19 protein-coding genes and 1 rRNA gene are annotated in these 22,377 nt (G+C 71.0%); 10 read left to right on the top strand and 10 right to left on the bottom strand.

The window, feature by feature from the left end; translation table 11 throughout:
* Positions 1–46 precede the first annotated feature (46 nt).
* A 16S ribosomal RNA gene (locus K4G22_RS17015) occupies positions 47–1,588 on the bottom strand.
* Between the two features lie 520 nt (positions 1,589–2,108).
* Between K4G22_RS17015 and K4G22_RS17010 the strand changes: the two genes are divergently transcribed.
* From K4G22_RS17010 to K4G22_RS16985, 6 genes are all read left to right on the top strand, one after another.
* Positions 2,109–2,918 carry an ABC transporter permease gene (locus tag K4G22_RS17010; RefSeq protein WP_228081095.1) on the top strand — a complete coding sequence of 270 codons (810 nt, stop codon included), beginning with the start codon at positions 2,109–2,111 and terminating at the stop codon, positions 2,916–2,918.
* Positions 2,911–3,714: an ABC transporter permease gene (locus K4G22_RS17005; RefSeq protein ID WP_228081094.1), complete on the top strand. Its 804-nt coding sequence runs from the start codon at positions 2,911–2,913 to the stop codon at positions 3,712–3,714. Before K4G22_RS17010 ends, K4G22_RS17005 begins: the two co-directional genes overlap by 8 nt.
* A 70-nt stretch (positions 3,715–3,784) precedes the next feature.
* Complete coding sequence (locus K4G22_RS17000) at positions 3,785–4,783, top strand: ABC transporter ATP-binding protein (RefSeq protein WP_228081093.1); 999 nt, start codon at positions 3,785–3,787, stop codon at positions 4,781–4,783.
* Between the two features lie 101 nt (positions 4,784–4,884).
* Entirely contained in the window at positions 4,885–5,685 is an 801-nt protein-coding gene (locus tag K4G22_RS16995) for an ABC transporter ATP-binding protein (protein WP_228081092.1), read from the top strand.
* Complete coding sequence (locus tag K4G22_RS16990; protein WP_228081091.1) at positions 5,682–8,237, top strand: ABC transporter permease; 2,556 nt, start codon at positions 5,682–5,684, stop codon at positions 8,235–8,237. The genes K4G22_RS16995 and K4G22_RS16990 overlap by 4 nt, the downstream gene beginning before the upstream one ends.
* Positions 8,238–8,323: 86 nt before the next feature.
* Entirely contained in the window at positions 8,324–8,797 is a 474-nt protein-coding gene (locus K4G22_RS16985) for a hypothetical protein (protein WP_228081090.1), read from the top strand.
* 870 nt (positions 8,798–9,667) lie between these two features.
* Here K4G22_RS16985 and proC read toward each other — a convergent pair.
* The 5 genes from proC to K4G22_RS16960 form a co-directional block, all read right to left on the bottom strand.
* Positions 9,668–10,483, bottom strand: a complete 816-nt coding sequence (gene proC / locus K4G22_RS16980; RefSeq protein WP_228081089.1) for a pyrroline-5-carboxylate reductase — start codon at positions 10,481–10,483, stop codon at positions 9,668–9,670.
* A gap of 115 nt (positions 10,484–10,598) precedes the next feature.
* On the bottom strand, positions 10,599–11,381 hold the full coding sequence (locus K4G22_RS16975) for a class I SAM-dependent methyltransferase (RefSeq protein ID WP_228081088.1): 783 nt from the start codon (positions 11,379–11,381) through the stop codon (positions 10,599–10,601).
* 203 nt (positions 11,382–11,584) lie between these two features.
* Complete coding sequence (locus K4G22_RS16970; protein WP_228081087.1) at positions 11,585–11,872, bottom strand: hypothetical protein; 288 nt, start codon at positions 11,870–11,872, stop codon at positions 11,585–11,587.
* Entirely contained in the window at positions 11,869–12,213 is a 345-nt protein-coding gene (locus K4G22_RS16965) for an ArsR/SmtB family transcription factor (RefSeq protein WP_228084118.1), read from the bottom strand. The genes K4G22_RS16970 and K4G22_RS16965 overlap by 4 nt, the downstream gene beginning before the upstream one ends.
* Positions 12,214–12,396: 183 nt before the next feature.
* Positions 12,397–12,930, bottom strand: a complete 534-nt coding sequence (locus K4G22_RS16960; RefSeq protein ID WP_228081086.1) for a hypothetical protein — start codon at positions 12,928–12,930, stop codon at positions 12,397–12,399.
* Positions 12,931–13,061: 131 nt separating this feature from the next.
* Here K4G22_RS16960 and K4G22_RS16955 point away from each other — a divergent pair, with 131 nt between their 5' ends.
* On the top strand, positions 13,062–15,239 hold the full coding sequence (locus tag K4G22_RS16955; RefSeq protein WP_228081085.1) for a protein kinase domain-containing protein: 2,178 nt from the start codon (positions 13,062–13,064) through the stop codon (positions 15,237–15,239).
* A 138-nt stretch (positions 15,240–15,377) separates the two neighbouring features.
* Here the strand turns inward: K4G22_RS16955 and ilvD are convergent, their stop codons facing one another.
* Together ilvD and K4G22_RS16945 are read right to left on the bottom strand one after the other, a co-directional pair.
* Positions 15,378–17,219 carry a dihydroxy-acid dehydratase gene (ilvD, locus tag K4G22_RS16950; protein WP_228081084.1) on the bottom strand — a complete coding sequence of 614 codons (1,842 nt, stop codon included), beginning with the start codon at positions 17,217–17,219 and terminating at the stop codon, positions 15,378–15,380.
* A 116-nt stretch (positions 17,220–17,335) separates the two neighbouring features.
* Positions 17,336–18,220, bottom strand: coding sequence for a DUF3109 family protein (locus tag K4G22_RS16945; RefSeq protein ID WP_228081083.1), 885 nt, complete (start codon positions 18,218–18,220; stop codon positions 17,336–17,338).
* Between the two features lie 37 nt (positions 18,221–18,257).
* On the opposite strand from K4G22_RS16945, the gene K4G22_RS16940 reads away from it, so the two are divergent.
* A complete protein-coding gene (locus tag K4G22_RS16940) occupies positions 18,258–19,190 on the top strand; it encodes a Ppx/GppA phosphatase family protein (RefSeq protein ID WP_228081082.1) in 933 nt (310 codons plus the stop codon).
* A gap of 16 nt (positions 19,191–19,206) precedes the next feature.
* Here the strand turns inward: K4G22_RS16940 and K4G22_RS16935 are convergent, their stop codons facing one another.
* Both K4G22_RS16935 and K4G22_RS16930 read right to left on the bottom strand, forming a co-directional pair.
* Complete coding sequence (locus tag K4G22_RS16935) at positions 19,207–19,944, bottom strand: ABC transporter permease (protein ID WP_228081081.1); 738 nt, start codon at positions 19,942–19,944, stop codon at positions 19,207–19,209.
* A 2-nt stretch (positions 19,945–19,946) separates the two neighbouring features.
* Complete coding sequence (locus K4G22_RS16930; protein ID WP_228081080.1) at positions 19,947–20,789, bottom strand: ABC transporter ATP-binding protein; 843 nt, start codon at positions 20,787–20,789, stop codon at positions 19,947–19,949.
* Between the two features lie 73 nt (positions 20,790–20,862).
* Between K4G22_RS16930 and K4G22_RS16925 the strand changes: the two genes are divergently transcribed.
* Positions 20,863–21,699, top strand: a complete 837-nt coding sequence (locus K4G22_RS16925) for a sugar phosphate isomerase/epimerase family protein (protein ID WP_425336708.1) — start codon at positions 20,863–20,865, stop codon at positions 21,697–21,699.
* Entirely contained in the window at positions 21,696–22,370 is a 675-nt protein-coding gene (locus tag K4G22_RS16920; protein WP_228081079.1) for a TetR/AcrR family transcriptional regulator, read from the top strand. The genes K4G22_RS16925 and K4G22_RS16920 overlap by 4 nt, the downstream gene beginning before the upstream one ends.
* Positions 22,371–22,377 lie beyond the last annotated feature (7 nt).

Genomic DNA, 22,377 nt, shown 5'->3' with positions numbered 1-22,377 from the left:
CAACCACTCCAGGACATTCGCCCGAAGCTGGCCATATGCTCCTTAGAAAGGAGGTGATCCAGCCGCACCTTCCGGTACGGCTACCTTGTTACGACTTCGTCCCAATCGCCAGTCCCACCTTCGACAGCTCCCTCCCACAAGGGGTTAGGCCACCGGCTTCGGGTGTTACCGACTTTCGTGACGTGACGGGCGGTGTGTACAAGGCCCGGGAACGTATTCACCGCAGCAATGCTGATCTGCGATTACTAGCGACTCCGACTTCATGGGGTCGAGTTGCAGACCCCAATCCGAACTGAGACTGGCTTTTTGAGATTCGCTCCACCTCACGGCATCGCAGCTCATTGTACCAGCCATTGTAGCACGTGTGCAGCCCAAGACATAAGGGGCATGATGACTTGACGTCGTCCCCACCTTCCTCCGAGTTGACCCCGGCAGTCTCCCGTGAGTCCCCATCACCCCCGAAAGGGCATGCTGGCAACACAGGATAAGGGTTGCGCTCGTTGCGGGACTTAACCCAACATCTCACGACACGAGCTGACGACAGCCATGCACCACCTGTACACCGACTCAAAGAGGGCTACTGTCTCCAGCAGTTTCCGATGTATGTCAAGCCTTGGTAAGGTTCTTCGCGTTGCGTCGAATTAAGCCACATGCTCCGCCGCTTGTGCGGGCCCCCGTCAATTCCTTTGAGTTTTAGCCTTGCGGCCGTACTCCCCAGGCGGGGAACTTAATGCGTTAGCTGCGGCACAGACAACGTGGAATGCTGCCCACACCTAGTTCCCACCGTTTACAGCGTGGACTACCAGGGTATCTAATCCTGTTCGCTCCCCACGCTTTCGCTCCTCAGCGTCAGTATCGGCCCAGAGACCCGCCTTCGCCACCGGTGTTCCTCCTGATATCTGCGCATTTCACCGCTACACCAGGAATTCCAGTCTCCCCTACCGAACTCTAGCCTGCCCGTATCGACTGCAGACCCGGGGTTAAGCCCCGAGCTTTCACAACCGACGTGACACGCCGCCTACGAGCTCTTTACGCCCAATAAATCCGGACAACGCTTGCACCCTACGTATTACCGCGGCTGCTGGCACGTAGTTAGCCGGTGCTTCTTCTGCAAGTACCGTCACCCACCCAAAAAGGCAAGGCTTCTTCCCTGCTGAAAGAGGTTTACAACCCGAAGGCCGTCATCCCTCACGCGGCGTCGCTGCATCAGGCTTTCGCCCATTGTGCAATATTCCCCACTGCTGCCTCCCGTAGGAGTCTGGGCCGTGTCTCAGTCCCAGTGTGGCCGGTCACCCTCTCAGGCCGGCTACCCGTCGTCGCCTTGGTAGGCCATCACCCCACCAACAAGCTGATAGGCCGCGGGCCCATCCTGCACCGAAAAACTTTCCACCAACCACCATGCGACAGTTGGTCATATCCGGTATTAGACCCAGTTTCCCGGGCTTATCCCGAAGTGCAGGGCAGATTGCCCACGTGTTACTCACCCGTTCGCCACTAATCCCCGGCCGAAACCGGTTCATCGTTCGACTTGCATGTGTTAAGCACGCCGCCAGCGTTCGTCCTGAGCCAGGATCAAACTCTCCGTGAATGTCTTAGAAAGGCATCTCACGAAGGATGCTTGAACATCCTCGCAAAAATACAACAAAATCTGGCATTGACTTTTGGCACGCTGTTGAGTTCTCAAGGAACGGACGCTTCCTTCGAACCTCTTCCGAGGCCCTCCGGGCTTTCCCTTCGGTGTTCCCGACTCTATCACGCTCGATTTCTCGAACTCGACCTCCGTCGGGAGGAGTTGAGCTTTTCGCCCTCCGGCGTGCTCGTAACCGTAGAGCATTACTTCGGCCGATCCAAATCGGCGTTCTGTGTGCTCATCTCCGGGCAAGCTCGAAGGACCTTACGGATCGGCTCCCGCAGTGTCAAGTTGGGCCCGGTGCGGGGGTCCTGCCCGGTGGTGGGCGGGTCAGGGACGGGGTCCACCGGCCGGTGAGGGGCCCCGACAGCCGGGGAAAACCCGTGGTTGGTGCGGGGACAACACCCTTAGACTCGCGCGTCTTTGTGGTTTTTCGGCCCAATGGAACAGCGGGGCCGAGCAAGCGGAGGAGTTCGTCATGCGCCGGTCGGCGCTCTACCTGGCCGTCGCCGGATACGGGTTCCGGCGTTACGCCACCTATCGGATCGCCACCGCCGCCGGCGTCTTCACCAACACCGTGTTCGGCTTCATCCTCGCCTATGTCTTCACCGCCCTGTGGTCCGAGCGCCCTCGGTTGGGCGGCTACGACGAGGCGCAGGCCCTGACGTTCGTCTGGGTGGGGCAGGCCCTGCTGGCTTCGGTGGCGCTGTTCGGCGGTGGGGTGGAGGGGGAGTTGCAGGAGCGGATCAGGAGCGGGGACGTCGCGATCGACCTCTACCGTCCCGCCGATCTCCAGCTCTGGTGGCTGGCCTCGGACCTGGGGCGGGCCGGCTTCCAGCTGCTGGGGCGCGGGGTGGTGCCGTTGGGGGTGGGCGCGCTGGCGTTCGAGCTGGCGCTGCCGGCTGATCCGGTGGTGTGGGCGCTGTTCCTGGTGTCGGTGGCGCTGGCCCTGGTGGTCAGTTTCGCGCTGCGCTTTCTGGTGGGTCTTTCGGCGTTCTGGCTGCTGGACGCGGCCGGGATCGGTGCGGCGAACACGGTGCTGTCGACGTTCTTCTCGGGGATGTTGCTGCCGCTGACGGTCTTCCCCGGGCTGTTCGGCGAGGTGGTGCGGTGGTTGCCGTGGGCCGGGATGTTGCAGGTGCCCGCGGATGTGCTGTTGGAGCGGCGGGTCGGGCTCGGCGTGCTGTCCGGGCTGCTGTTCCAGCTGGCCTGGGCGTTGGTGGTGCTGCTGGTCGGCCGGTGGGCGCAGTCCGTGGCCATGCGTCGGGTGGTGGTTCAGGGTGGTTGAGGGACTGCGGGCGTTCGGGTTGGTCGCCTGGATGTGGATCCGTTCGTCGTTGACCTATCGGACGTCGTTTGTGATCTCGACGCTCGCCAATGTGGCCATCACCTTTCTGGACTTTGTCGCTGTCCTGCTGATGTTCAGCCATATCGAGACGCTGGGCGGCTTCGGGCTCCCGGAGATGGCGCTGCTGTACGGCAGTGCCAGCCTGGCGCTGGGGGCGGCCGATCTTCTGCTGGGCAACATGGAGCGGGTCGGCACCCGGATCAGGGACGGTTCGCTCGATGTGCTGTTGGTGCGCCCGGTGTCGGTGTTCGCGCAGGTGGCGGCGGACCGGTTCGAGCTGCGGCGGATGGGGCGGGTGTTGCAGGCCGTCGCGGTGCTGGCGTGGGCGCTGCCCCGGGTGGACGTCGACTGGTCGTTCGGGGCCGTGGCGCTGCTGGTGGTGACGCTGGTCTCGGGGGCGGTGATCTTCGGGGCGATCTTCACCCTGGGGGCGGCGTTCCAGTTCTGGGCGCAGGACGCGACGCAGGTGCTGAACGCGTTCACATACGGCGGCAACACGCTGCTGCGGTATCCGCCGACGATCTTCGGCAGGGAGTTGGTGCGGGGGGTGACCTTCGTGGTGCCGCTGGCCTTTGTGAACTGGCTTCCGGTGCTGCGGCTGGTGGGTCAGGACGATCCGTTGGGGCTGCCCGGGTGGGTCGACTTCCTGTCGCCTCTGGTGGCGTGCGCGCTCTGCGGGCTGGGCGCGCTGGCGTGGCGCTCGGCGGTGCGGAGTTACCGGAGTACCGGGAGTTGACCCGGGATGCGCGGGATTGCCAGAGAGTCTCCGGTGGAGTGCCCGGAATTCATCAGAAAGGGGACAGGGAATGAGCGATGCGCTGATCGAGGTCGACCGGCTGGAGAAGGTCTTCATGGTGCGGCGACGGGCCGGGCGGCTGCGTCGGACGCGGAGCGAGGTCCGGGCCGTCGACGGGATCTCGTTCGAGGTGCCGCGTGGGGAGATGGTGGGCTATATCGGTCCGAACGGCGCCGGCAAGTCCACCACGATCAAGATGCTGACCGGCATTCTGACGCCCAGCGGCGGGCGGCTGCGGGTGGCGGGGATCGATCCGGCGCGGGATCGGACGGCGTTGACGCGGCGGATCGGCGTGGTGTTCGGGCAGCGCACCACGCTCTGGTGGGATCTGCCGCTGCGGGACTCCTACGCGCTGGTGCGCCGGCTGTACCGGGTGGAGGCGGCGCGGTTCCGGCGGAACCTGGACCGCTGTGTGGAGCTGCTGGAGCTGGGTGAGCTGCTCGATGTCCCGGTGCGGCAGCTGTCGTTGGGGCAGCGGATGCGCGCGGATATCGCGGCGGCGCTGCTGCACGATCCCGAGGTGCTGTATCTGGACGAGCCGACCATCGGGCTCGACGTGGTCAGCAAGACCAAGGTGCGTTCTTTTCTGCGCGATCTGAATAAGGAAGAGGGCATGACGGTATTGCTCACCACTCATGACCTGACCGATATCGAGCAGCTCTGTCGCCGCGTGATGGTGATCGACCATGGCCGGCTGATGTACGACGGGGCGCTCGGGGGGTTGCGGGAGATCGGGCAGAGCGAGCGGACGCTGGTGGTGGATCTGGCGCGGGAGGCGCCGCCGGTGGCGGTGGCGGGCGCCCGGGTGGTGCGGGTGGAGGGGGCGCGGCAGTGGCTGGCCTTCCCCGCCGGCGCGAGCGCCGCGCCGCTGGTCTCGCAGGTGGCGGCGGCCTATCCGCTGGTGGACCTCTCGCTGCGGGAGCCGGACATCGAGGAGGTCATCGCCCGGATGTACGCGTCGGGAACGGCGCCGGAGGCGGGGGCTGGCGGGGGCTCGGGGGTGGGGTAAACCCCCGCCTCGATACGGCGACACACACCATCGAGACTCGCTCCCCCGAACGGCAGTGTTGCGTGCGGTAACAACGTGCGCATCCAGCGGAGGCGAGTTCGGTGACATCGGCGGTAGTGGGCCCGAGGATCGGGAACGGCGGAGGGACGCGAACGGCCGTGGCCGCGCGGGCCGCCATGGTGGTGAAGTCCTACGGAGCCGGCGAGACGCGGGTGGCGGCGTTGGACGGGGTGAGTGTGGATGTGGAGCGGGGGGTGTTCACGGCGATCATGGGTCCTTCGGGGTCCGGTAAGTCGACGTTGATGCACTGTCTGGCCGGGTTGGACACGGTGACCAGCGGCCGGATCTGGGTCGGGGACAGTGAGATCACCGGTCTGAAGGACAAGAAGCTGACCCAGTTGCGGCGGGACCACATCGGGTTCATCTTCCAGGCGTTCAACCTGCTGCCCACCCTGAACGCCATCGAGAACATCACGCTCCCGATGGACATAGCGGGCCGCAAGCCCGATCGCGAGTGGCTGGATCGTGTCGTCGCCACCGTCGGTCTGGGCGAGCGTCTCAAGCACCGTCCCAACCAGCTCTCCGGCGGACAGCAGCAGCGCGTGGCCGTCGCCCGCGCCCTGGCGGCCCGACCCGACATCATCTTCGGCGACGAGCCCACCGGAAACCTCGACTCCCGCGCCGGCGCCGAAGTCCTCGACTTCCTGCGCCGCTCCGTCGACGACCTCGGTCAGACCATCGTCATGGTCACCCACGACCCCGTCGCCGCCGCCTACGCCAACCGCATCATCTTCCTCGCCGACGGCCAGGTCGTCGACGAGATGCGCGACCCCACCGCCGACCGCGTCCTCGACCGCATGCGCAACTTCGACGGCCCCAACGGACAAGGACGCACCTCGTGACCGTCCTCAAAACCTCACTCCGCAGCTTCTACGCGCACAAATGGCGCATGGTCCTCTCGGCCATGGCCATCGTCCTCTCCGTGGCCTTCGTCTGCGGAACCCTCGTGTTCAGCGACACGATGAACAGGACGTTCGAGCGGTTCTTCGGCTCGATCACCTCGGACGTGACCGTGGCGGCCGAGCAGGAGGAGCACGCGCAGGCGACCGGCCGGGAGCCGGCGGTGTCCGCCTCGCTGGTCGACGAGGTGCGGTCGGTGGACGGCGTGGCCTGGGCGGAGGGCACGGTGGCCCAGGGCGGGATCACCGTGGTGGACGCCGAGAACGAGAGCCTGGACGCCGACAGCGGCGCGCCCACCCTGGGCGCCGACTGGGGCCCGGTGATGCAACGTTCGATGGAGTTGCTCGCCGGCCGGGCGCCGGCGGGGCCCGACGAGGTGTTGGTGGACGCGGACACCGCGGACCGGCACGGGGTCGCGATCGGCGATCCGCTGACCGTGGTGGCGGCCACCGGCAGCCACCCGGTGACCGTCAGCGGGCTGGTCGAGTTCCAGGGCAGCAACCCCGGGGTCGCCTATCTGCTGTTCGAGCCGTCGGCGGCGCGCACGGCGCTGCTCGGCGACGCGGACGCGGTCACCTCGATCCATGTGGACGCGGCGGCCGGGGTGGGCGACGCGGAGTTGCGGGAGCGGATCGCCGGTGATCTCGGCGCCGGCTACGAGATCAACACCCGCGCGGAGAACCGCGACGAGGCCATGAAGGAGGTCGGCTTCCTGGACGTCCTGCGCTACGCGATGTTGGGCTTCGCCGGCATCGCCGTGCTGGTGGGGATCTTCCTGATCGTCAACACCTTCTCGATGCTGGTCGCCCAGCGCACCCGCGAGATCGGCCTGATGCGGGCCATCGGCACCAGCCGCCGGCAGGTCAACCGATCCGTGCTGATCGAGGCCCTGCTGCTCGGCGTCGTCGGTTCGGCGATCGGGGTGGGGGCCGGGATCGGTCTCGCCATGCTGCTGATGGCCGCCATGAGCGGGATGGGGGTGAATATCGAGGGCAGCGAGTTGACGGTGACCGCGACCACGCCGGCGGTGGGGCTGGCGGTCGGCGTGCTGGCCACGTTGATCGCGGCGTGGCTGCCGGCCAGGCGGGCCAGCCGGGTCTCGCCGATGGCCGCGCTGCGGGAGGCCGGCACGCCCGGCGACGCGCGCGCCGGCCGGATCCGCGCGGCGGTGGGACTGCTGTTGACGGCCGCCGGTGGCGTCGCCCTGGTGGCCGCGGCGAGCGCCGACGAGGCGTCGGACGGCGGCTCGCTGCTGGCGCTCGGGCTGCTGCTCACGCTGCTGGGCTCCGTGGTGGTGGCACCGCTGCTCGCCTCCCTGGTGGTGCGGGTGCTGAACGCGATCATGCTCGGGATCTTCGGCTCCGTCGGCCGGCTGGCCGGGCGCAACGCACGGCGCAACCCCCGGCGCACCGGCGCGACCGCCGGCGCGTTGATGATCGGCCTCGCGCTGGTCAGCGGACTCTCGGTGGTGGGCTCCTCGGTGGTCGCCTCGGCCTCCGACCAGTTGGACCGCACGGTCGGCGCGGACTTCATCGCGGACAGCTTCGGCCAGCCGTTCGTCGAGGAGGCCGCCGAGGCGGTGCGGGGAACCCCTGGGCTCGAACATGTCACCGACTACACCGGGGTGTGGGCGACGGTGACCACGCCGGACGGCACGGCCGAGGAGCGCGAGCTGGTCGCCGCGTCCCCCACCTACGCCACGGATGTGCGGTTCGAGACGATCGAGGGGGAGCTGGCCGACGGGTTCCAGCCCGGCGCGATCGCCGTGCCCGAGGGCCTCGCCGACGAGCACGGGCTCTCGCTGGGCGACGCCCTGACGGTGGCCTTCGTCGAAGGCGGCACGACCGAGCTGACCGTGGCGGCGATCACCTCCGAGGACACCGTGATCGACCAGGGCGCGGTCTATCTGGGCATCGACACCGCCCGGGAGCAGCTCGGGGAGCGGATGCCGCTGAACCTCGCGATGTTCGCCAAGGCGGAGGAGGGCCAGGAGGCGGCGGCCTACGCCGCGCTCCAGGAGCGGCTCGCGCCCTTCCCGCAGTACGACGTGGCCAACCAGGCCGACTACAAGCAGCAGTTGGAGGACGAGATCGGCTCGCTGCTCAACCTGGTGTACGGGCTGCTGGCGCTGGCGATCATCGTGGCCATCCTGGGCGTGGTGAACACCCTGGCGCTCTCGGTGGTGGAACGCACCAGGGAGATCGGCCTGATGCGGGCCATCGGTCTCTCCCGCCGCCAGCTGCGCCGGATGATCCGCCTGGAATCCGTGGTCATCGCTGTCTTCGGCGCGCTCCTCGGCCTCGGCCTCGGCCTCGCCTGGGGCATCGCGGCGCAGCGGGTGCTGGAGTCGACGGGCTTCAGGGTGCTGGAGATCCCGTGGGCGACGATGGGCGCCGTCTTCGTCGGCGCGGCGGTGGTCGGCCTGGTGGCCGCCCTCCTCCCCGCCTTCCGCGCCGGCCGGATGAACGTCCTGCGCGCCATCGCCACGGACTGATCCCATGGCGGGCGGCGGGTGCGACCTCGCCGCCCGCCCGGCCGATGGGACAGGATGAGGGCTTCGCACGGAGGGAGACGGCCGGAGTGGGTTACGTACTGCACGCGCTGATCGCGAGGGACGAGCTGCTGCGCACCACGTCGCGGGACATCCCCGAGGCCCGGGTGGTGCCGCTGTGCCAGGGTCTTTCGCTGGTGCCGATGACGGACGCCCTCTTCGACGCGGTCACGGACGGCGGCGTCGGCGAGCTGGGGTTCCGGCGGCTGCCGGGTGGCTTCGGCGGGCCGCTCGCCCGGTGGTCCGCCGGGGGGCCCGTCGCCTATGCGGAGGCCGAGTACTTCGGGGGCACCGGCGAGCAACGAGCCGCCGTCTGGGCTGATGGCGCGCTGGCACTCGGCCCTTGGGAGTCGTCGCCGGATCCTGGGCTTCCCGAAGCGATCAGCCCGATCTCCCGAGCGCTGCGCCGGCTGGGCGCACGAAGCGACCCGGGCGAGGACGAGTTCCAGACCGTGGGCCTGAACCGCCGTCGCGACACCGACGCCTGGCTCTCCCCCGACTGATCGCCTCCGGCGGCTGCGGCACAGCGCGTCGGTTGCCGCCGGCGGGTGGCGGTCGCCGCAGGCGCACCCGCCGACCGCGTGGCGGTGCGCCGAGCAACCGGCACAACGCCCGGAGAGTGTCCGGCCAGACGGCACCGCCCGGTGGCCCCACACGGGACGGAACGGTACGCCTGCGGCGACCCGCGCAGCGGACCCACCGCCACCGCGCCACGAACCCCCGGAGACAATCCGCGCGCACCGTCACAACACCGCCACCCGGCCGGAGGCAACCGGCGGACAGCGCCGCACCCGGCCGGAGGCAACCGGCGCACAGCACGCCGAGCGTCACCACACCACCAACCGCCGAGGCCAAGCCGCGCACGGCGCACCAACCCCCGCAGGCAACCCGCACGCAGCGCCACAACCCACCGGACGCAACCCGCAAGCGCACCAACCCACCGGACGCAACCCGCACAGCACGCCCACCGTCACCACACCACCAACCGCCGCAGCCAAGCCGCGCACGGCGCACCAACCCCCGCAGGCAACCCGCACGCAGCGCCACAACCCACCGGACGCAACCCGCAAGCGCACCAACCGCCGGACGCAACCCGCACAGCACGCCGAACGTCACCACACCACCAACCGCCGCAGCCAAGCCGCGCACAGCGCACCAACCCACCGGACGCAACCGGCGCACAGCACGCCCACCGTCACCACACCACCAACCGCCGCAGCCAAGCCGCGCGCGGCGCGCCAACCGCCGGAGGCAAGCCGCGCCGCGGAACACCAACGCCAACCCGCGCACCCACCGTCACCACACCACCGACCGCCGGAGGCAACCGGCGCGGCGCGCCCTGCGCGCCGTGCGCCGCGGGCAGCGGGCAGCGCTCAGCGCTGGGTGGGGGCGGTGCCGAGTTCGTGGCTGCGGTCGCGGGCCGCTTCGAGGGCGGCGATCAGGGCGGCGCGGACGCCGTGGTTCTCCAGTTCGCGGATGGCGTTGATGGTGGTGCCGCCCGGCGACGTGACCGCTTCGCGGAGGGTGACGGGGTGTTCGCCGCTGTCGCGCAGCATCACCGCGGCGCCGACGGCCGCCTGGACGATCAGCTCGTGCGCCTTGTCACGCGGGAGGCCGAGGAGGATGCCGGCGTCGATCATGGCCTCGACCAGGAAGTAGAAGTAGGCGGGCCCAGAGCCGGAGAGCGCGGTGGCGGCGTCCTGCTGGGACTCGGGGAGCCTGAGGGTCTTGCCCACGCCGTCGAAGATGGATTCGGCGAGCGCCAGATGTTCCTCGGTGGCGTGGCCGCCGCCGGAGATCACCGACATGCCCTCGTCGACGAGCGCCGGCGTGTTGGGCATGACCCGGACCACCGGCGTGCCGGGGGTGAGGTGGGACTCGACGGTGGCGGTGGTGATGCCGGCCGCCGCGCTGATCACCAGCCGGTCGGCCGAGGTGTGCGGCGCGAGCTCGTCCAGCAGGGCCGGGAGGTCCTGCGGTTTGACGGTGAGGATCAGGGTGTCGGCCAGCTTGGCGGCCTCCGCGTTGTCGACCGGCGTGACGCCGTGCCGGGCCCGCAGTTCCTGGGCGCGCTCGGGGCGGCGCGCGGTGACGAGCACCTCGGACGGGCCTCTGCCTGCCTTCAACAGCCCGGTCAGCAGCGCTTCGCCGATCTTTCCGGTGCCGATGACGGCGATCTTCCGGGACATCGCGTGGCTCTCCCGCTTCGTGCGCTCGGTGACGGATGGGGGGTGGCGCGTCCCCCACGGATCGCCGTCATCCTCGCACCGTGTCGCGCGCGGCGCGCGACCGTCCGGGTTTCGGTCACTCGCCCCGGGGCGTCGGGCGTTCGGGCCTGGGCAGGTAGGTGAGCCGGACCGTGTAGGGCTCGACGATCCGGCCCTCGGGGAAGAGCGCGCCCAGGATCTCCGCCTCCCGGGCCAGCACCGGCCGGCTCTGCTCGGGGTCGAGGACGGCGAACGAGGAGTGGGTCGCGAGGTTCTTGAGGTGGGTCGCCAGCGGCACGGTCCGCTGCCAGGACGTCTCGCGGTAGACCGGGCGGAGCGCGGGCTCCAGGGCGGTGAGGTGGTCGGCCACGGTCCTGGTGATGTCGCCGACGTGGTGCGAGGGCAGCGCCTTCGTCAACCGCGCGGCCTGTTCGTCGACCCAGGCGACCGTCCGGTCGGGGCGGTTCCACCAGAGCGCCAGCGCGCCGCCGCCGCGCAGCACCCGCAGCGCCTCGGGGAGGGCCACCTCGGGGCGGGTCCAGTGCCACGCCTGGGCGTAGGTGATCAGGTCGACGGACGAGTCGGCGAACGGCAGGGCGTCGCCGTTGCCGCGCACCAGGGTGGCGTCCCGGTTGGCCGCCCGCAGTTGGGCGGCCATCTCGGCGCCCGGCTCGACGGCGGTGACCCGCGCTCCGCGATCGAGCAGCGCCCTGGTGGCCTTGCCGGTTCCGGCGCCGACGTCCAGCACCCGCAGACCGGTCAACGGACGGCCGAGCAGTTCCTCGATGGTGTCGTAGTGGTGCGGCGGGTAGTCAGGACGGGCGGCGGCGTACTCGGCTGCGACGGCGTTGAACGAGCTGGCGAAGTCTGTTGTCCGCATGGGGATCAGCCTCCCCCACCGCCACCTCCGGCACCAGGGTCACGGGTGGTGGAGCTGTCCCGGGGACGGGGATGCTCCCTGGGGAAACCGTCGTTGCCGTACTGGCCCTTGGGCGGGCCTGGCCGCAGGAGCCTGACCAGCCGGTGCAGCGTGCGCATGTGAACTCCCTGTCGGGGGCGGATGGATGGGCTGAGGGACGGGGGTCACTCGACCTCGCGCATCATGCGCTCCATCGAGTTGAGGGACCTGCGGGTCTCGGCCAGCTCGTCGCTGTAGCGGCGGAGGATCTCGGTGTTGTCCTCAAGGAGGTCGGCGTACTTGACGCTCAGCCGCTTGTACTCCTCCTCGCGGGCGGCCAGCATCCTGGCCCGCCAGGTGGCGGCGACCTGCCAGACGACGACGATCATCAGGACGAAGACGCCGCCCGTGCCGAGGGCCGCCGCCCAGACGCCGGCGGCTCCCGCGTCCTGAGCGACGATAAGGTCGTTCACTGCGTTTCCTCTCTCTGCACGCCCGTGGCGAGTGTCTCGACCGCACCGGCGATGCTCTCCGGGCTCAACTGGTAGACGAACGCGGTGACTTCGTAGAACCTCATGGCCTTGCCCTCGGCCGAGAGCTCCAGCGAGCCGACGACGAGGCCGGCCGCCTCAAGGCGTTGCAGGTGCATATGCAGCAGAGGGCGGCTGATCCCGGTCTCCCTGGCCAGCCGGCTCACGTAGTTCCGCTCTCGGACGAGGGAGGCGATGATCCGCAGCCGGTGCGGGTTGCTGAGGGCGCTGAGCACCTTCAGCAGGTGGTCGCCGTCGGGGGCGGCGTCGGCGTTCTCTCGCACGCCTTCCTCCTCGGCGCCGTGGCCGCGGGCCAGGTCGCTCACTGGTCTCGTTCCGTGTTCGTACTCGCAGCGTTCCAGCGGCGCGCGGGACGCGTCAATAAAAACTGACACATGCCAGGGGCGGCTAAGGGGGAACCCTGAGCCCGCCCCTGAGGGCCGGGTCCCGGACCGTGCGGGGTGCGGTCAGGCCCGCCCCCTACGGCGCCGCGCCGGGTTGCCGGAGCGCTTGCCGACGAGCTTGCGGTGCCGCTCCAGGGCCGCCTCGTACTCCGCGCGCAGCAGCCGTTCGCCCGGCGCCTCCACGGTGCTGCGCAGCGAGTAGGCGAACAGCACCCCGATGAAGCCGACCACGTTGATGCTGCGGAACGCCGAATCGTCGACGCCGCTGTCGAGTTGTGGCTTGGTGAAGCGCAGCCACTGGCGGGTGAAGGCGAGCACGGTGCAGATGGCGAAGGCGATGACCACCAGGACGCCGAGCCAGCCCGGGGTCTCCACGCCGGTGAGCCCGCTGTACCCGACGATCAGCACCAGCGCGCCGGCGACGGTGAGCGCGGTGCTGCCGAGGGTCAACACCGCTCGGCGCAGCCGGTAGCCGCGGGAGCGGTCCACCCAGCTGGTGCCGTAGAACCTGATCGGCTCGGGGCGCGGCGCGTCCTCGGACACGGGCGCGCGTCCGGACGCGGACGTGGGCTGGGGAGGCTGCGCAGACTTGGACATGTGGTCGATTATCTCCGCCGACGCGCGCTGAGTTCACCCCACCCGCGCCAGTACGCTGTCCCCGGCGGAACCACGACAGACCCGACGTACCACGTACGGAACGGGACCAAGGCACTTCGGGGGGAGTCACCATGGCGGACGGTGGTGGTGAGGGCGCGCCCGCGCGCATCGGCGCCTATGTGCTGGAACGCCGCCTCGGCAGCGGCGGGATGGGCGTCGTCCATCTGGCGCGCACGGTCGCCGGGCGGCAGGTGGCGATCAAGGTGATCCGCCGCGAGTACGCGGAGAGCGAGGACTTCCGGGCCAGGTTCCGGCGCGAGGTGGCGGCGGCCCGGCGGGTGAGCGGCGCGTTCACCGCGCCGGTCGTCGACGCCGATCCGGACGGCGATCCGCCGTGGCTGGCCACGCTCTATGTGCCGGGCGGCTCGCTCACCGAGCGGATAGACCGCGAGGGCCCGTTGACCGCGCGGGAGGCGGCCAGGGTGGGCGCCGAGCTGGCCGAGGCGCTGCTGGACATCCACCGCTGCGGTCTGGTGCACCGGGATCTGAAGCCGGGCAATGTGCTGCTCGCCGAGGACGGGGTGCGGGTGATCGACTTCGGCATCTCCCGGGCCCTGGCCGACAGCCACCGCCTCACGGAGGACGGCGCCGTGCTGGGCTCGCCGCCGTTCATGGCGCCCGAGCAGCTGACGGGCGACGGGGAGGCGACGGAGGCGGCCGACGTGTTCGCGCTGGGCGCCGTGGTGGCCTACGCCGTCACCGGGCACAGCCCGTTCGAGGCCGGCCGGCTCCCCGGCGGCGATCCGCTGGCGGTGGCCTACCGGGTGGTGCACGAGGAGCCCGATCTCGACGATGTGCCGGACTCGTTGCGGGGGCTGGTCAGCCTCTGCCTGGCCAAGGACCCGGAGCAGCGGCCCGAGGTGTCGGCCGTGCTGCGGATGGCGGCCTTCGCCGACACCAGGGCGCAGGCCGCGGTGGTGCGTTCCTCACAGGTGTGGCAGGCCGGCCGGCAGGAGCGGGACACGGGGGAGCGCGGGGGCGCGAACGAGAGCGCGTCTGATCGGACGCCCACCGCGCCCGGGCGCCGTCCACGCCGGCTCGGGCGGCGGCTGGCGCTGACGGCGGTGGCCCTGGCGACGGTCGGGGTCGTGGCCACGGTCGGTCTGCTGAACGCGACGGGTGACGACGGAGGGACCGAGCAGCCGTCGGCCGAAGGCCCCGCCGATCCGGCGCCCGACGAGGCGCCGGCGCCGTTCGTCCCCTGGGAGGTCGACCTCTACGACTGGGGCATCGAGGACGCGGCGACCAGCGGCGTCCGCTGCGAGCCGGCCCCGGAGCGCGGCGTGCTCTGCTCGGCCGCGGGTCGGCTGACGATCATGCTCAACGAGGACGGCTCCGAGCGCTGGCTGCACCGCGGCCCGCGCGACGGTGTGCTGGGCCCCGGCGCGACGCTGGTGGACGGCGCGGTGATCACCCAGTCGGAGACGGGCCTCGCGGCGCTTGATCCGGACGACGGGGAGCCCCTCTGGGAGATAGACGCCCCCGAGCTGGGCCACATCCTGGCGGTCGGCGAGCGGGCGCTGGCGCTGCGCAACGGCGACAGCACGGTGCGCTTCTACGCGGTGGACTCGCCCGAGCCGCTGGGGCGTTGGGAGGTTCCGGGCCGCTATGTCACCGATCTGCTGTCGGGGGGCGACCGCTTCCTCGCGGTCAGCAGGGAGGACGAGTCGGGGTTCGCCCCGCAGATGACCCTGCTCTCCTCCGCCGGCGCCCCGGTGTGGCCGACGCCCGTGCCGCCGCCGGCCGAGGCGCTGGGGACGCTGCACCCGGTGGGCATGGACGCGGACGCCGCGTACTTCGAGGAGTGGGATGCCGACATCCCGGTGATCAACAGGGTGCACCGGCTGGATCTGACCAGCCGCGCGTGGACGTCCGTCGAACTGCCGGAGCCGACCGAGCCCCGGACGGTCATGGCGGACGGCGTGATCTACGCCTCGACCATGGGCGGCACGGTGATCGCCGTCGACCCGGCGGCGGGCGAGGTGCTGTGGACGGTGGCGACGGCCGTCGAGACGGCGTCCCTGCCGGCGGCGGTCGACGGCGTGCTCTACCTCTCCGACGCCGAGGGGGCGCTGCACCGGCTCTCGGCCGCCGACGGCAGTCCCCTGGACACCGGCGAGCCCCACCCCGGCTCCCCCGGCATCGGCAGCGGCGGCTCCGCCCCACCCCCGGCCATCGGCGACGGCGTGGCCTATGTGCCCACGCTGGGCAACACCCTCTACGCGACGCCGCTGAACGAAGCGGACTGAGCGGGCACGCGCCGCGCCGGGACGGCGCGCGGGCGCCCGGGAAACCGACCGGCCGAACCACAACCGACCTCGGCTACGCCGATCCACGACCAGCCCGCCAGGACCAACCGGCGGAGCCGGTCGCGGCGCGGACGGGCGTCAGCCCTCCAGCTTGGTGACGTCGCGGATGGCGCCCTTGTCGGCGCTGGTCGCCATCGCCGCGTAGGCGCGGAGCGCCAGGGAGACCTTGCGTTCCCGCTGCCTGGGCGCGTACCGGCCGCCGAGCTCGGCGCGGCGCGCGGCCAGCTCCTCGTCCGGCACCCTGAGCTCGATGGAGCGGTTGGGGATGTCGATACGGATCGGGTCGCCGTCGCGCACCAGCGCGATGGTGCCGCCGGCCGCCGCCTCGGGCGAGACATGGCCGAGCGAGAGCCCCGACGTACCACCGGAGAACCGGCCGTCCGTGATCAGCGCGCACTTGGCGCCGAGGCCCCGGCCCTTGAGGTACGAGGTCGGGTAGAGCATCTCCTGCATCCCGGGGCCGCCCTTGGGGCCCTCGTAGCGGACGACGACCACGTCGCCCTCCTTGACCCGCTTGGTGAGGATGGCCTCCACGGCCTCCTCCTGGGACTCCACCACCACGGCCGGGCCCTCGAACGTCCAGACCGACTCGTCCACGCCGGCCGTCTTCACCACGCAGCCGTCCTCGGCGAGGTTGCCGTGCAGGACGGCCAGGCCGCCCTCCGCCGAGTAGGCGTGCGCCACGTCACGGATGCAGCCCCCGGCCGCGTCGGTGTCCAGGGTGTCCCAGCGCTCGGACTGGGAGAACGCCTCGGCGGACCGGACGCAGCCGGGCGCGGCGTGGAACAGCTCCACCGCCTGGGCCGAGGGCGAGCCGCCCCTGATGTCCCAGGACTTCAGCCAGTCGGCGATCGAGTCGCTGTGCACGGTGTGCACGTCCTCGTTGAGCAGCCCGGCGCGGTACAGCTCGCCCAGGATGGCGGGGATGCCGCCGGCCCGGTGGACGTCCTCCATGTAGTAGCTGCCGTTGGGCGCGACCTTGGAGAGGCAGGGCAGCTGCCGGGAGAGCGCGTCGATCTCCTTCAGCCCGAACTCCAGGCCGGCCTCCTGCGCGGCGGCCAGCAGGTGCAGGATCGTGTTGGTCGAGCCGCCCATCGCGATGTCGAGCGCCATCGCGTTCTCGAACGCCGCCCGGGAGCCGACGGCGCGCGGCAGCACCGTGGCGTCGTCCTCCTCGTAGAAGCGGCGGGTGATCTCCACCACCGTGCGCCCCGCGTCCTCGTAGAGCGCGCGGCGGGCGGTGTGGGTGGCCAGCACGGAGCCGTTGCCCGGCAGGGAGAGGCCGATGGCCTCGGTGAGGCAGTTCATCGAGTTGGCCGTGAACATCCCGGAACAGGAGCCGCAGGTGGGGCAGGCGTTCTCCTCGATCCTGGCCATGTCCTCGTCGGAGACGGAGTCGTTGGCCGCCTCCGACATGGCGCTGATCAGATCCAGCTTGCGCACCGTGCCGTCGACCAGCGTGGTGGTGCCGGACTCCATCGGGCCGCCGGAGACGAAGACCGTCGGGATGTTCAGCCGCATCGCGGCCATCAGCATCCCAGGCGTGATCTTGTCGCAGTTGGAGATGCAGATCAGGGCGTCGGCGCAGTGCGCCTCGACCATGTACTCGACGGAGTCGGCGATCAGGTCGCGGGACGGCAGGGAGTAGAGCATCCCGCCGTGGCCCATCGCGATGCCGTCGTCCACGGCGATCGTGTTGAACTCGCGGGGCACCCCGCCGGCTTCCTTGATCGCCTCCGAGACGATACGGCCGACCGGCTGGAGGTGGGTGTGGCCCGGCACGAACTCCGTGAAGCTGTTGGCCACGGCGATGATCGGCTTGCCGAAGTCCTCCCGAGCTACCCCGGCGGCGCGGAGCAGGGCACGGGCGCCCGCCATGTTGCGGCCGTGGGTGACGGTGCGGGACCTCAAGCTGCCCATGATGATGGCCTCTCCTCGCGAGACGTGCGGCTACCCACCCGAGGCTACGCCTCGCGCCCGCCTTCCGGGACGGTCTTCCCGGCATCCGAGACGGCGGCCCGGAGAGACCCGGCAGGTCACACCGGGGGCGCGGCCACCGGATCCGCGGGGTGCGGAGCGAGCAACGGCAGTTGACGGGCGCCCGGCGGGGTGGTGGCGAGCGCCGCGAGCCTGGCCTCGCACAGCTCGACGAGCTGGTCGTAGCCGGCCTTGCCCATCAGCTCGACCAGCTCGGCACGGTAGCCGATGTAGAGCGGGTCCGAGGCGCCGTGCGCCGCCGGCGCCCCCGTGCACCACCAGTGCAGGTCGTGCCCGCCGGAGCCCCAGCCCCTGCGGTCGTACTCGCTGATGGAGACATAGAGCAGCTGCTCGCCGTCCGGCTGCTCGACCCACTCGTAGGTGCGGCGCACCGGCAGCTGCCAGCAGACGTCGGGCTTGGTCTCCAGCGGCTCGCGCCCCTCGGCGAGCGCCAGGATGTGCAGCGCGCAGCCCTCGCCGCCGGCGAAGCCGGGGCGGTTGAGCAGCACACAGGCGCCCTGGTGGCGGCGGGTGCGGCGCTCGCCGTCCTCGTCCAGCTCCACCCAGCCCTCGCGGGAGGCGCCCTCGGCGTGGAACTCCCAGCTCTCCGGGGTGAGTCGGGCGACATGCTCGGCGACCCGCCGCTCGTCCTCCTCGTCGGAGAAGTGCGCGCCCAGGCTGCAACAGCCGTCGCTGGCCCGCTCGGGCTTGATGCCCTGGCAGCCCCGGCCGAAGACACAGCCCCAGCGGGAGGTCAGCCACGTCAGATCACAGCGGAAGACCTGCTCCGCGTCGGACGGGTCGGGGAACTCGACCCAGGCTCTCGGGTGGTTGAGCGCCACCTCCTCGCCGGCGGCGCGGCGGGCCGCGCCGTCCCACACCGTTACGCGCCCTTCGCCCGCGGTGGAGCTTCTGCCCGGCTTCGCCCTCTTCGTCTTCGCCACAACGCCCAGAGTAAAGGGCGGGGTAGCGTTGACGGTCATGAGACTCGGAGTTCTCGACGTGGGTTCCAACACGGTTCACCTACTGGTGGTTGACGCGCATCCCGGGGCGCGGCCGTTGCCCGCCTACTCGCACAAGGCGGAGCTGCGGCTCGCCGAGCTGTTGGACGACGACGGCGCGATCAGTCCGGCCGGCGTCGACCGGCTGGTGGCCACGGTCGGCCAGGCGCTTGAGGTCGCCGAGGAGCACGGCGTCGCCGATCTGCTGCCGTTCGCGACCTCGGCGGTGCGCGAGGCGGGGAACGCGGACCGGGTGCTGTCCCGGGTGGCGGCCGAGACGGGGGTCGCGCTCCAGGTGCTCTCCGGGGCGGACGAGGCGCGGCTGACCTTTCTGGCGGCGCGGCGCTGGCTCGGCTGGTCGGCCGGCCGGCTGCTGCTGTTCGACATCGGCGGCGGCTCGTTGGAGATCGCCTTCGGTCTCGACGAGGCGCCGGACGCGGCCGTCTCCCTGCCGTTGGGCGCCGGTCGGCTGACGGCGGCCAGGCTGCCGGGCGATCCGCCGGACGCGGCGGATGTGCGGGCGCTGCGCCGCGATGTGCGGACGCAGGTGGCGGGCGTGGTCGGGCGGTTCAGCCGGCTGGGCGCCCCTGACCGGGTGGTGGCCACCTCCAAGACGTTCAAGCAGCTGGCCAGGATCGCGGGCGCGGCCCGCTCGGCCGAGGGCGAGTTCGCCAGGCGCGAGCTGAGCCGGGCGGATCTGCGGGTGTGGAGCCAGAAGCTGGCCGAGCTGCCGGTGGCGGAGCGGCGGGAGCTGCCGGGGGTCTCGCCGGGTCGGGCCCACCAGCTGCTGGCCGGGGCGCTGGTGGCCGAGGCGGCGATGGACCTGTTCGGCGTGGAGTCCCTGGAGATCTGCCCCTGGGCGCTGCGCGAGGGCGTCATCCTCCGCCGTCTCGACCGGATGCGCACGGCCTGACCGCCGCCGGCCCGCGTCAGGCGGTGCGGCGGCGCAGCGTGGCCGCGCCCAGCGCGAGCACCCCCAGGGCCACCCCGCTGACCACCACGACGTCCCGCACGTAGTCCCCGGTGACATCGGCGCTGCGCAACACCTCGTTCATGCCGTCGACGGAGTAGGACATCGGCAGCACGTTGGAGGCGTACTCCAGCACCGGCTGCATGCTGTCGCGGGGCGCGAACAGGCCGCAGAGCAGCAGTTGCGGGAAGATCAGCGCCGGCATGAACTGCACGGCCTGGAACTCCGAGGCGGCGAAGGCCGAGACGAACAGGCCGAGCGCGGTGCCGAGCAGCGCGTTGAGCAGCGCGACGACGAGCAGCAGCCAGGGCGAGCCCGCGATGTCGAGATCCAGCAGCCACAGCGCGACGCCGGTGGCCAGCGTGGCCTGGAGCACGGCGAAGACGCTGAACGCCAGGGCGTAGCCGACGATCAGATCGCCCTTGCCCAGAGGCATCACCATCAGCCGCTCCAGCGTGCCCGAGGTGCGTTCGCGGAGGGTGGCGATCGAGGTGACCAGGAACATCGTGATCATCGGGAAGATGCCCAGCAGGGATGATCCGATGAAGTCGAAGGCGCCCGGGTCGGAGTCGAAGACGTAGTACAGCAGGACCAGCAGGAGGACGGGCAGCAGCAGCAACATCGCGATGGTGCGTGGGTCGTGGCGCAGCTGGGCCAGCACCCGGCGGGTGGTGGCGAGGGTGCGGGTGAGGCTCATCGTCAGGACTCCCTCGTGGCCGGTCCGGCGTCCTCGCCGGAGCTGTCGGCGCGGTCGGCGCGGTCGGCGCTTTCAGAGTTGTCGGCGCGGTCGGCCTCGACCAGCGCCAGGAAGGCGTCCTCGACGGCGTCGGTGCGGGTGCGGCGCCGCAGTTCCTCGGGGGTGCCATCGGCGAGCAGCCGGCCCTCGCGCATCAGCATCAGCCGTTCGCAGCGGTCGGCCTCGTCCATCACATGCGAGGAGATCAGCAGCGTGGTGCCGCGTTCGGCGGCGAGCCGGTGGAACAGGGCCCACAGCGAGCGCCGCAGCACCGGGTCGAGGCCGACGGTCGGCTCGTCGAGCACCAGCAGCTCGGGGGTGCCGAGCAGGGCGGCGGCCAGCGAGGCCCGGGAGCGCTGGCCGCCGGAGAGGTCGCCGGCCAACGCGTCGGCGTGGCTGGTCAGATCGACGTCGGCGAGCACCCGGGACACCTCCTGGCGCCGGGCGCCGCTGACGAGGCCCAGGATCGACGCGAAGTAGTCGAGGTTCTGGCGGACCGTCAGGTCCAGGTAGACGGACGGCGCCTGGGTGACATAGCCGAGGCGGGGCCGGAGCGCGGCGCTGCCCGCCGGCCGACCGAGGACCTCCAGGGTGCCGCTGACCTTGTCCTGGGCGCCGACGACGGCCCGCATCAGGGTGGTCTTGCCGCACCCCGAGGGGCCCAGGAGTCCGGTGACGGCACCGGCGCGCACCGTGAAGTCCAGCCCGCGCAGCACCTGCCGCTCGCCGCGCCGGACGCGCAACCCCGAGGCGCGGATGGCGGGTTGGGGTTGGTCGACCAGCCCGTGGTCGGTTTTATTAATCATGCGTTTAATTATTCTCCCGCCAAGGGCCCGTGGTCAAGCCATCACCCGCCGCACGGCGCGTAGGCTGGTCTTCGTGGCAGATCAGGTACCTGCCGGAGGGGCGAAGGTCGGGCTCTCGACGGCCTCCGTCTATCCGGAGAACACGGCCGCGGCCTTCGAGATAGCCGGCAGGCTGGGCTACGACGGCGTCGAGGTCATGGTGTGGACGGATCCGGTGAGCCAGGACGTGGAGGCGCTGCGCCGGCTCTCCGACGAGCACCGGGTGCCGGTGCTGGCCGTGCACGCGCCCTGTCTGCTGGTCACCCAGCGCGTCTGGTCGACCGACCCGTGGCGCAAGCTGACCACCGCGCGCGCCGCCGCCGAACGCCTCGGCGCCGACACGGTGGTGGTGCACCCCCCGTTCCGCTGGCAACGCGCCTACGCGCGGGGCTTCGTCGACGGCATCCGGCGGCTGCACGAGGAGAGCGGGGTGCGCTTCGCGGTGGAGAACATGTACCCGTGGCGCTACCGCGACCGCGAAATGCTTGCCTACGCGCCCGGTTGGGACCCCACGGAAGAGGACTACCCGGCGTTCACGCTCGATGTCTCGCACGCCGCCACGGCGCGCGGCGACGCCCTGGCGATGGCCGAGCTGATGGGCGAGCGCCTCGGCCACCTGCACATGGGCGACGGCTCCGGCTCGGGCAAGGACGAGCATCTGGTGCCCGGCCGCGGCAGCCAGCCCTGCGGCCCGGTGCTGGAGCGGCTGGCCCGCGCCGGCTACCGGGGGCATGTGATCGCCGAGATCAACACCCGGAGGGCCGTCTCCGCCAGGGAACGCGAGGCCGACCTCGCCGAGACGCTGGCCTTCATCCGCCTCCACCTCGCCGGCTCGACACCCGCGCGGACCGACGAGGAACCGGCCCGATGAGCCCCGCGGCCCCACGCCGCCGGGGCCGTCCTTCCCGCGCGGAGCAGGACGACGGCACACCGGGCGCCCGGGAGCGCATCCTGGCCTCGGCGCGCGACGAGTTCGCGGCGCGCGGCTACGACAAGGCGTCCATCCGCGCCATCGCGCGCGGCGCCGACGTCAACCCGGCGCTGGTCCATCACTACTTCGGCACCAAGGAGCAGGTCTTCGCAGCCGCGGTGGTCGAGGCCATCGAGCCGGCCGCGCAGGGCCTGGCGGACCAGCGGGCGGCGACCGAGCTGGCCGGGCCGACCGAAGCGCCCGAACCGGCCGATTTCGGAGAGCGTTTCACCCGGATGTTCTTTGGCATCTGGCAGAACCCGACCAGCCGGGGACCGATGCTGGCCGTGATCCGATCGGCGATGCACAACGAGACCGCGGCCACGATCTTCCGGCGGCTCCTCACCCGGCGGATCCTCACCGAGCTGGCCGGCCAGCTCACCGCGCCCGACGCCGAGTTGCGCGCCGAACTGGCCGCCACCCAGCTGGTCGGCGTGGTGTTGGCCCGCCATGTGCTGCGCATCGAACCGCTGGCCAGCACGGAGAGCGAGGAGCTGATCCGCCGGCTGGCGCCCGTGGTGCAGTACCACCTGTTCGCCGAACCCGGCACGCCGCTGCCGGCCCGGCGGTAGCCGCGTC

The organism is Streptomyces profundus (assembly GCF_020740535.1).
In the GTDB taxonomy this organism is placed as follows: domain Bacteria; phylum Actinomycetota; class Actinomycetes; order Streptomycetales; family Streptomycetaceae; genus Streptomyces; species Streptomyces profundus.
This window is presented reverse-complemented; position numbering and strand designations above follow the sequence as displayed.

Bases quoted from the DNA above. Each gene is read 5' to 3' on its own strand.
- K4G22_RS17010 (WP_228081095.1), top strand. From the start codon at position 2,109: ATGCGCCGGTCGGCGCTCTACCTGGCCGTCGCCGGATACGGGTTCCGG.
- K4G22_RS17000 (WP_228081093.1), top strand. From the start codon at position 3,785: ATGAGCGATGCGCTGATCGAGGTCGACCGGCTGGAGAAGGTCTTCATG.
- proC (WP_228081089.1), bottom strand. From the start codon at position 10,483: ATGTCCCGGAAGATCGCCGTCATCGGCACCGGAAAGATCGGCGAAGCG.
- K4G22_RS16975 (WP_228081088.1), bottom strand. From the start codon at position 11,381: ATGCGGACAACAGACTTCGCCAGCTCGTTCAACGCCGTCGCAGCCGAG.
- K4G22_RS16960 (WP_228081086.1), bottom strand. From the start codon at position 12,930: ATGTCCAAGTCTGCGCAGCCTCCCCAGCCCACGTCCGCGTCCGGACGC.
- K4G22_RS16955 (WP_228081085.1), top strand. From the start codon at position 13,062: ATGGCGGACGGTGGTGGTGAGGGCGCGCCCGCGCGCATCGGCGCCTAT.
- ilvD (WP_228081084.1), bottom strand. From the start codon at position 17,219: ATGGGCAGCTTGAGGTCCCGCACCGTCACCCACGGCCGCAACATGGCG.
- K4G22_RS16940 (WP_228081082.1), top strand. From the start codon at position 18,258: ATGAGACTCGGAGTTCTCGACGTGGGTTCCAACACGGTTCACCTACTG.
- K4G22_RS16935 (WP_228081081.1), bottom strand. From the start codon at position 19,944: ATGAGCCTCACCCGCACCCTCGCCACCACCCGCCGGGTGCTGGCCCAG.
- K4G22_RS16930 (WP_228081080.1), bottom strand. From the start codon at position 20,789: ATGATTAATAAAACCGACCACGGGCTGGTCGACCAACCCCAACCCGCC.
- K4G22_RS16920 (WP_228081079.1), top strand. From the start codon at position 21,696: ATGAGCCCCGCGGCCCCACGCCGCCGGGGCCGTCCTTCCCGCGCGGAG.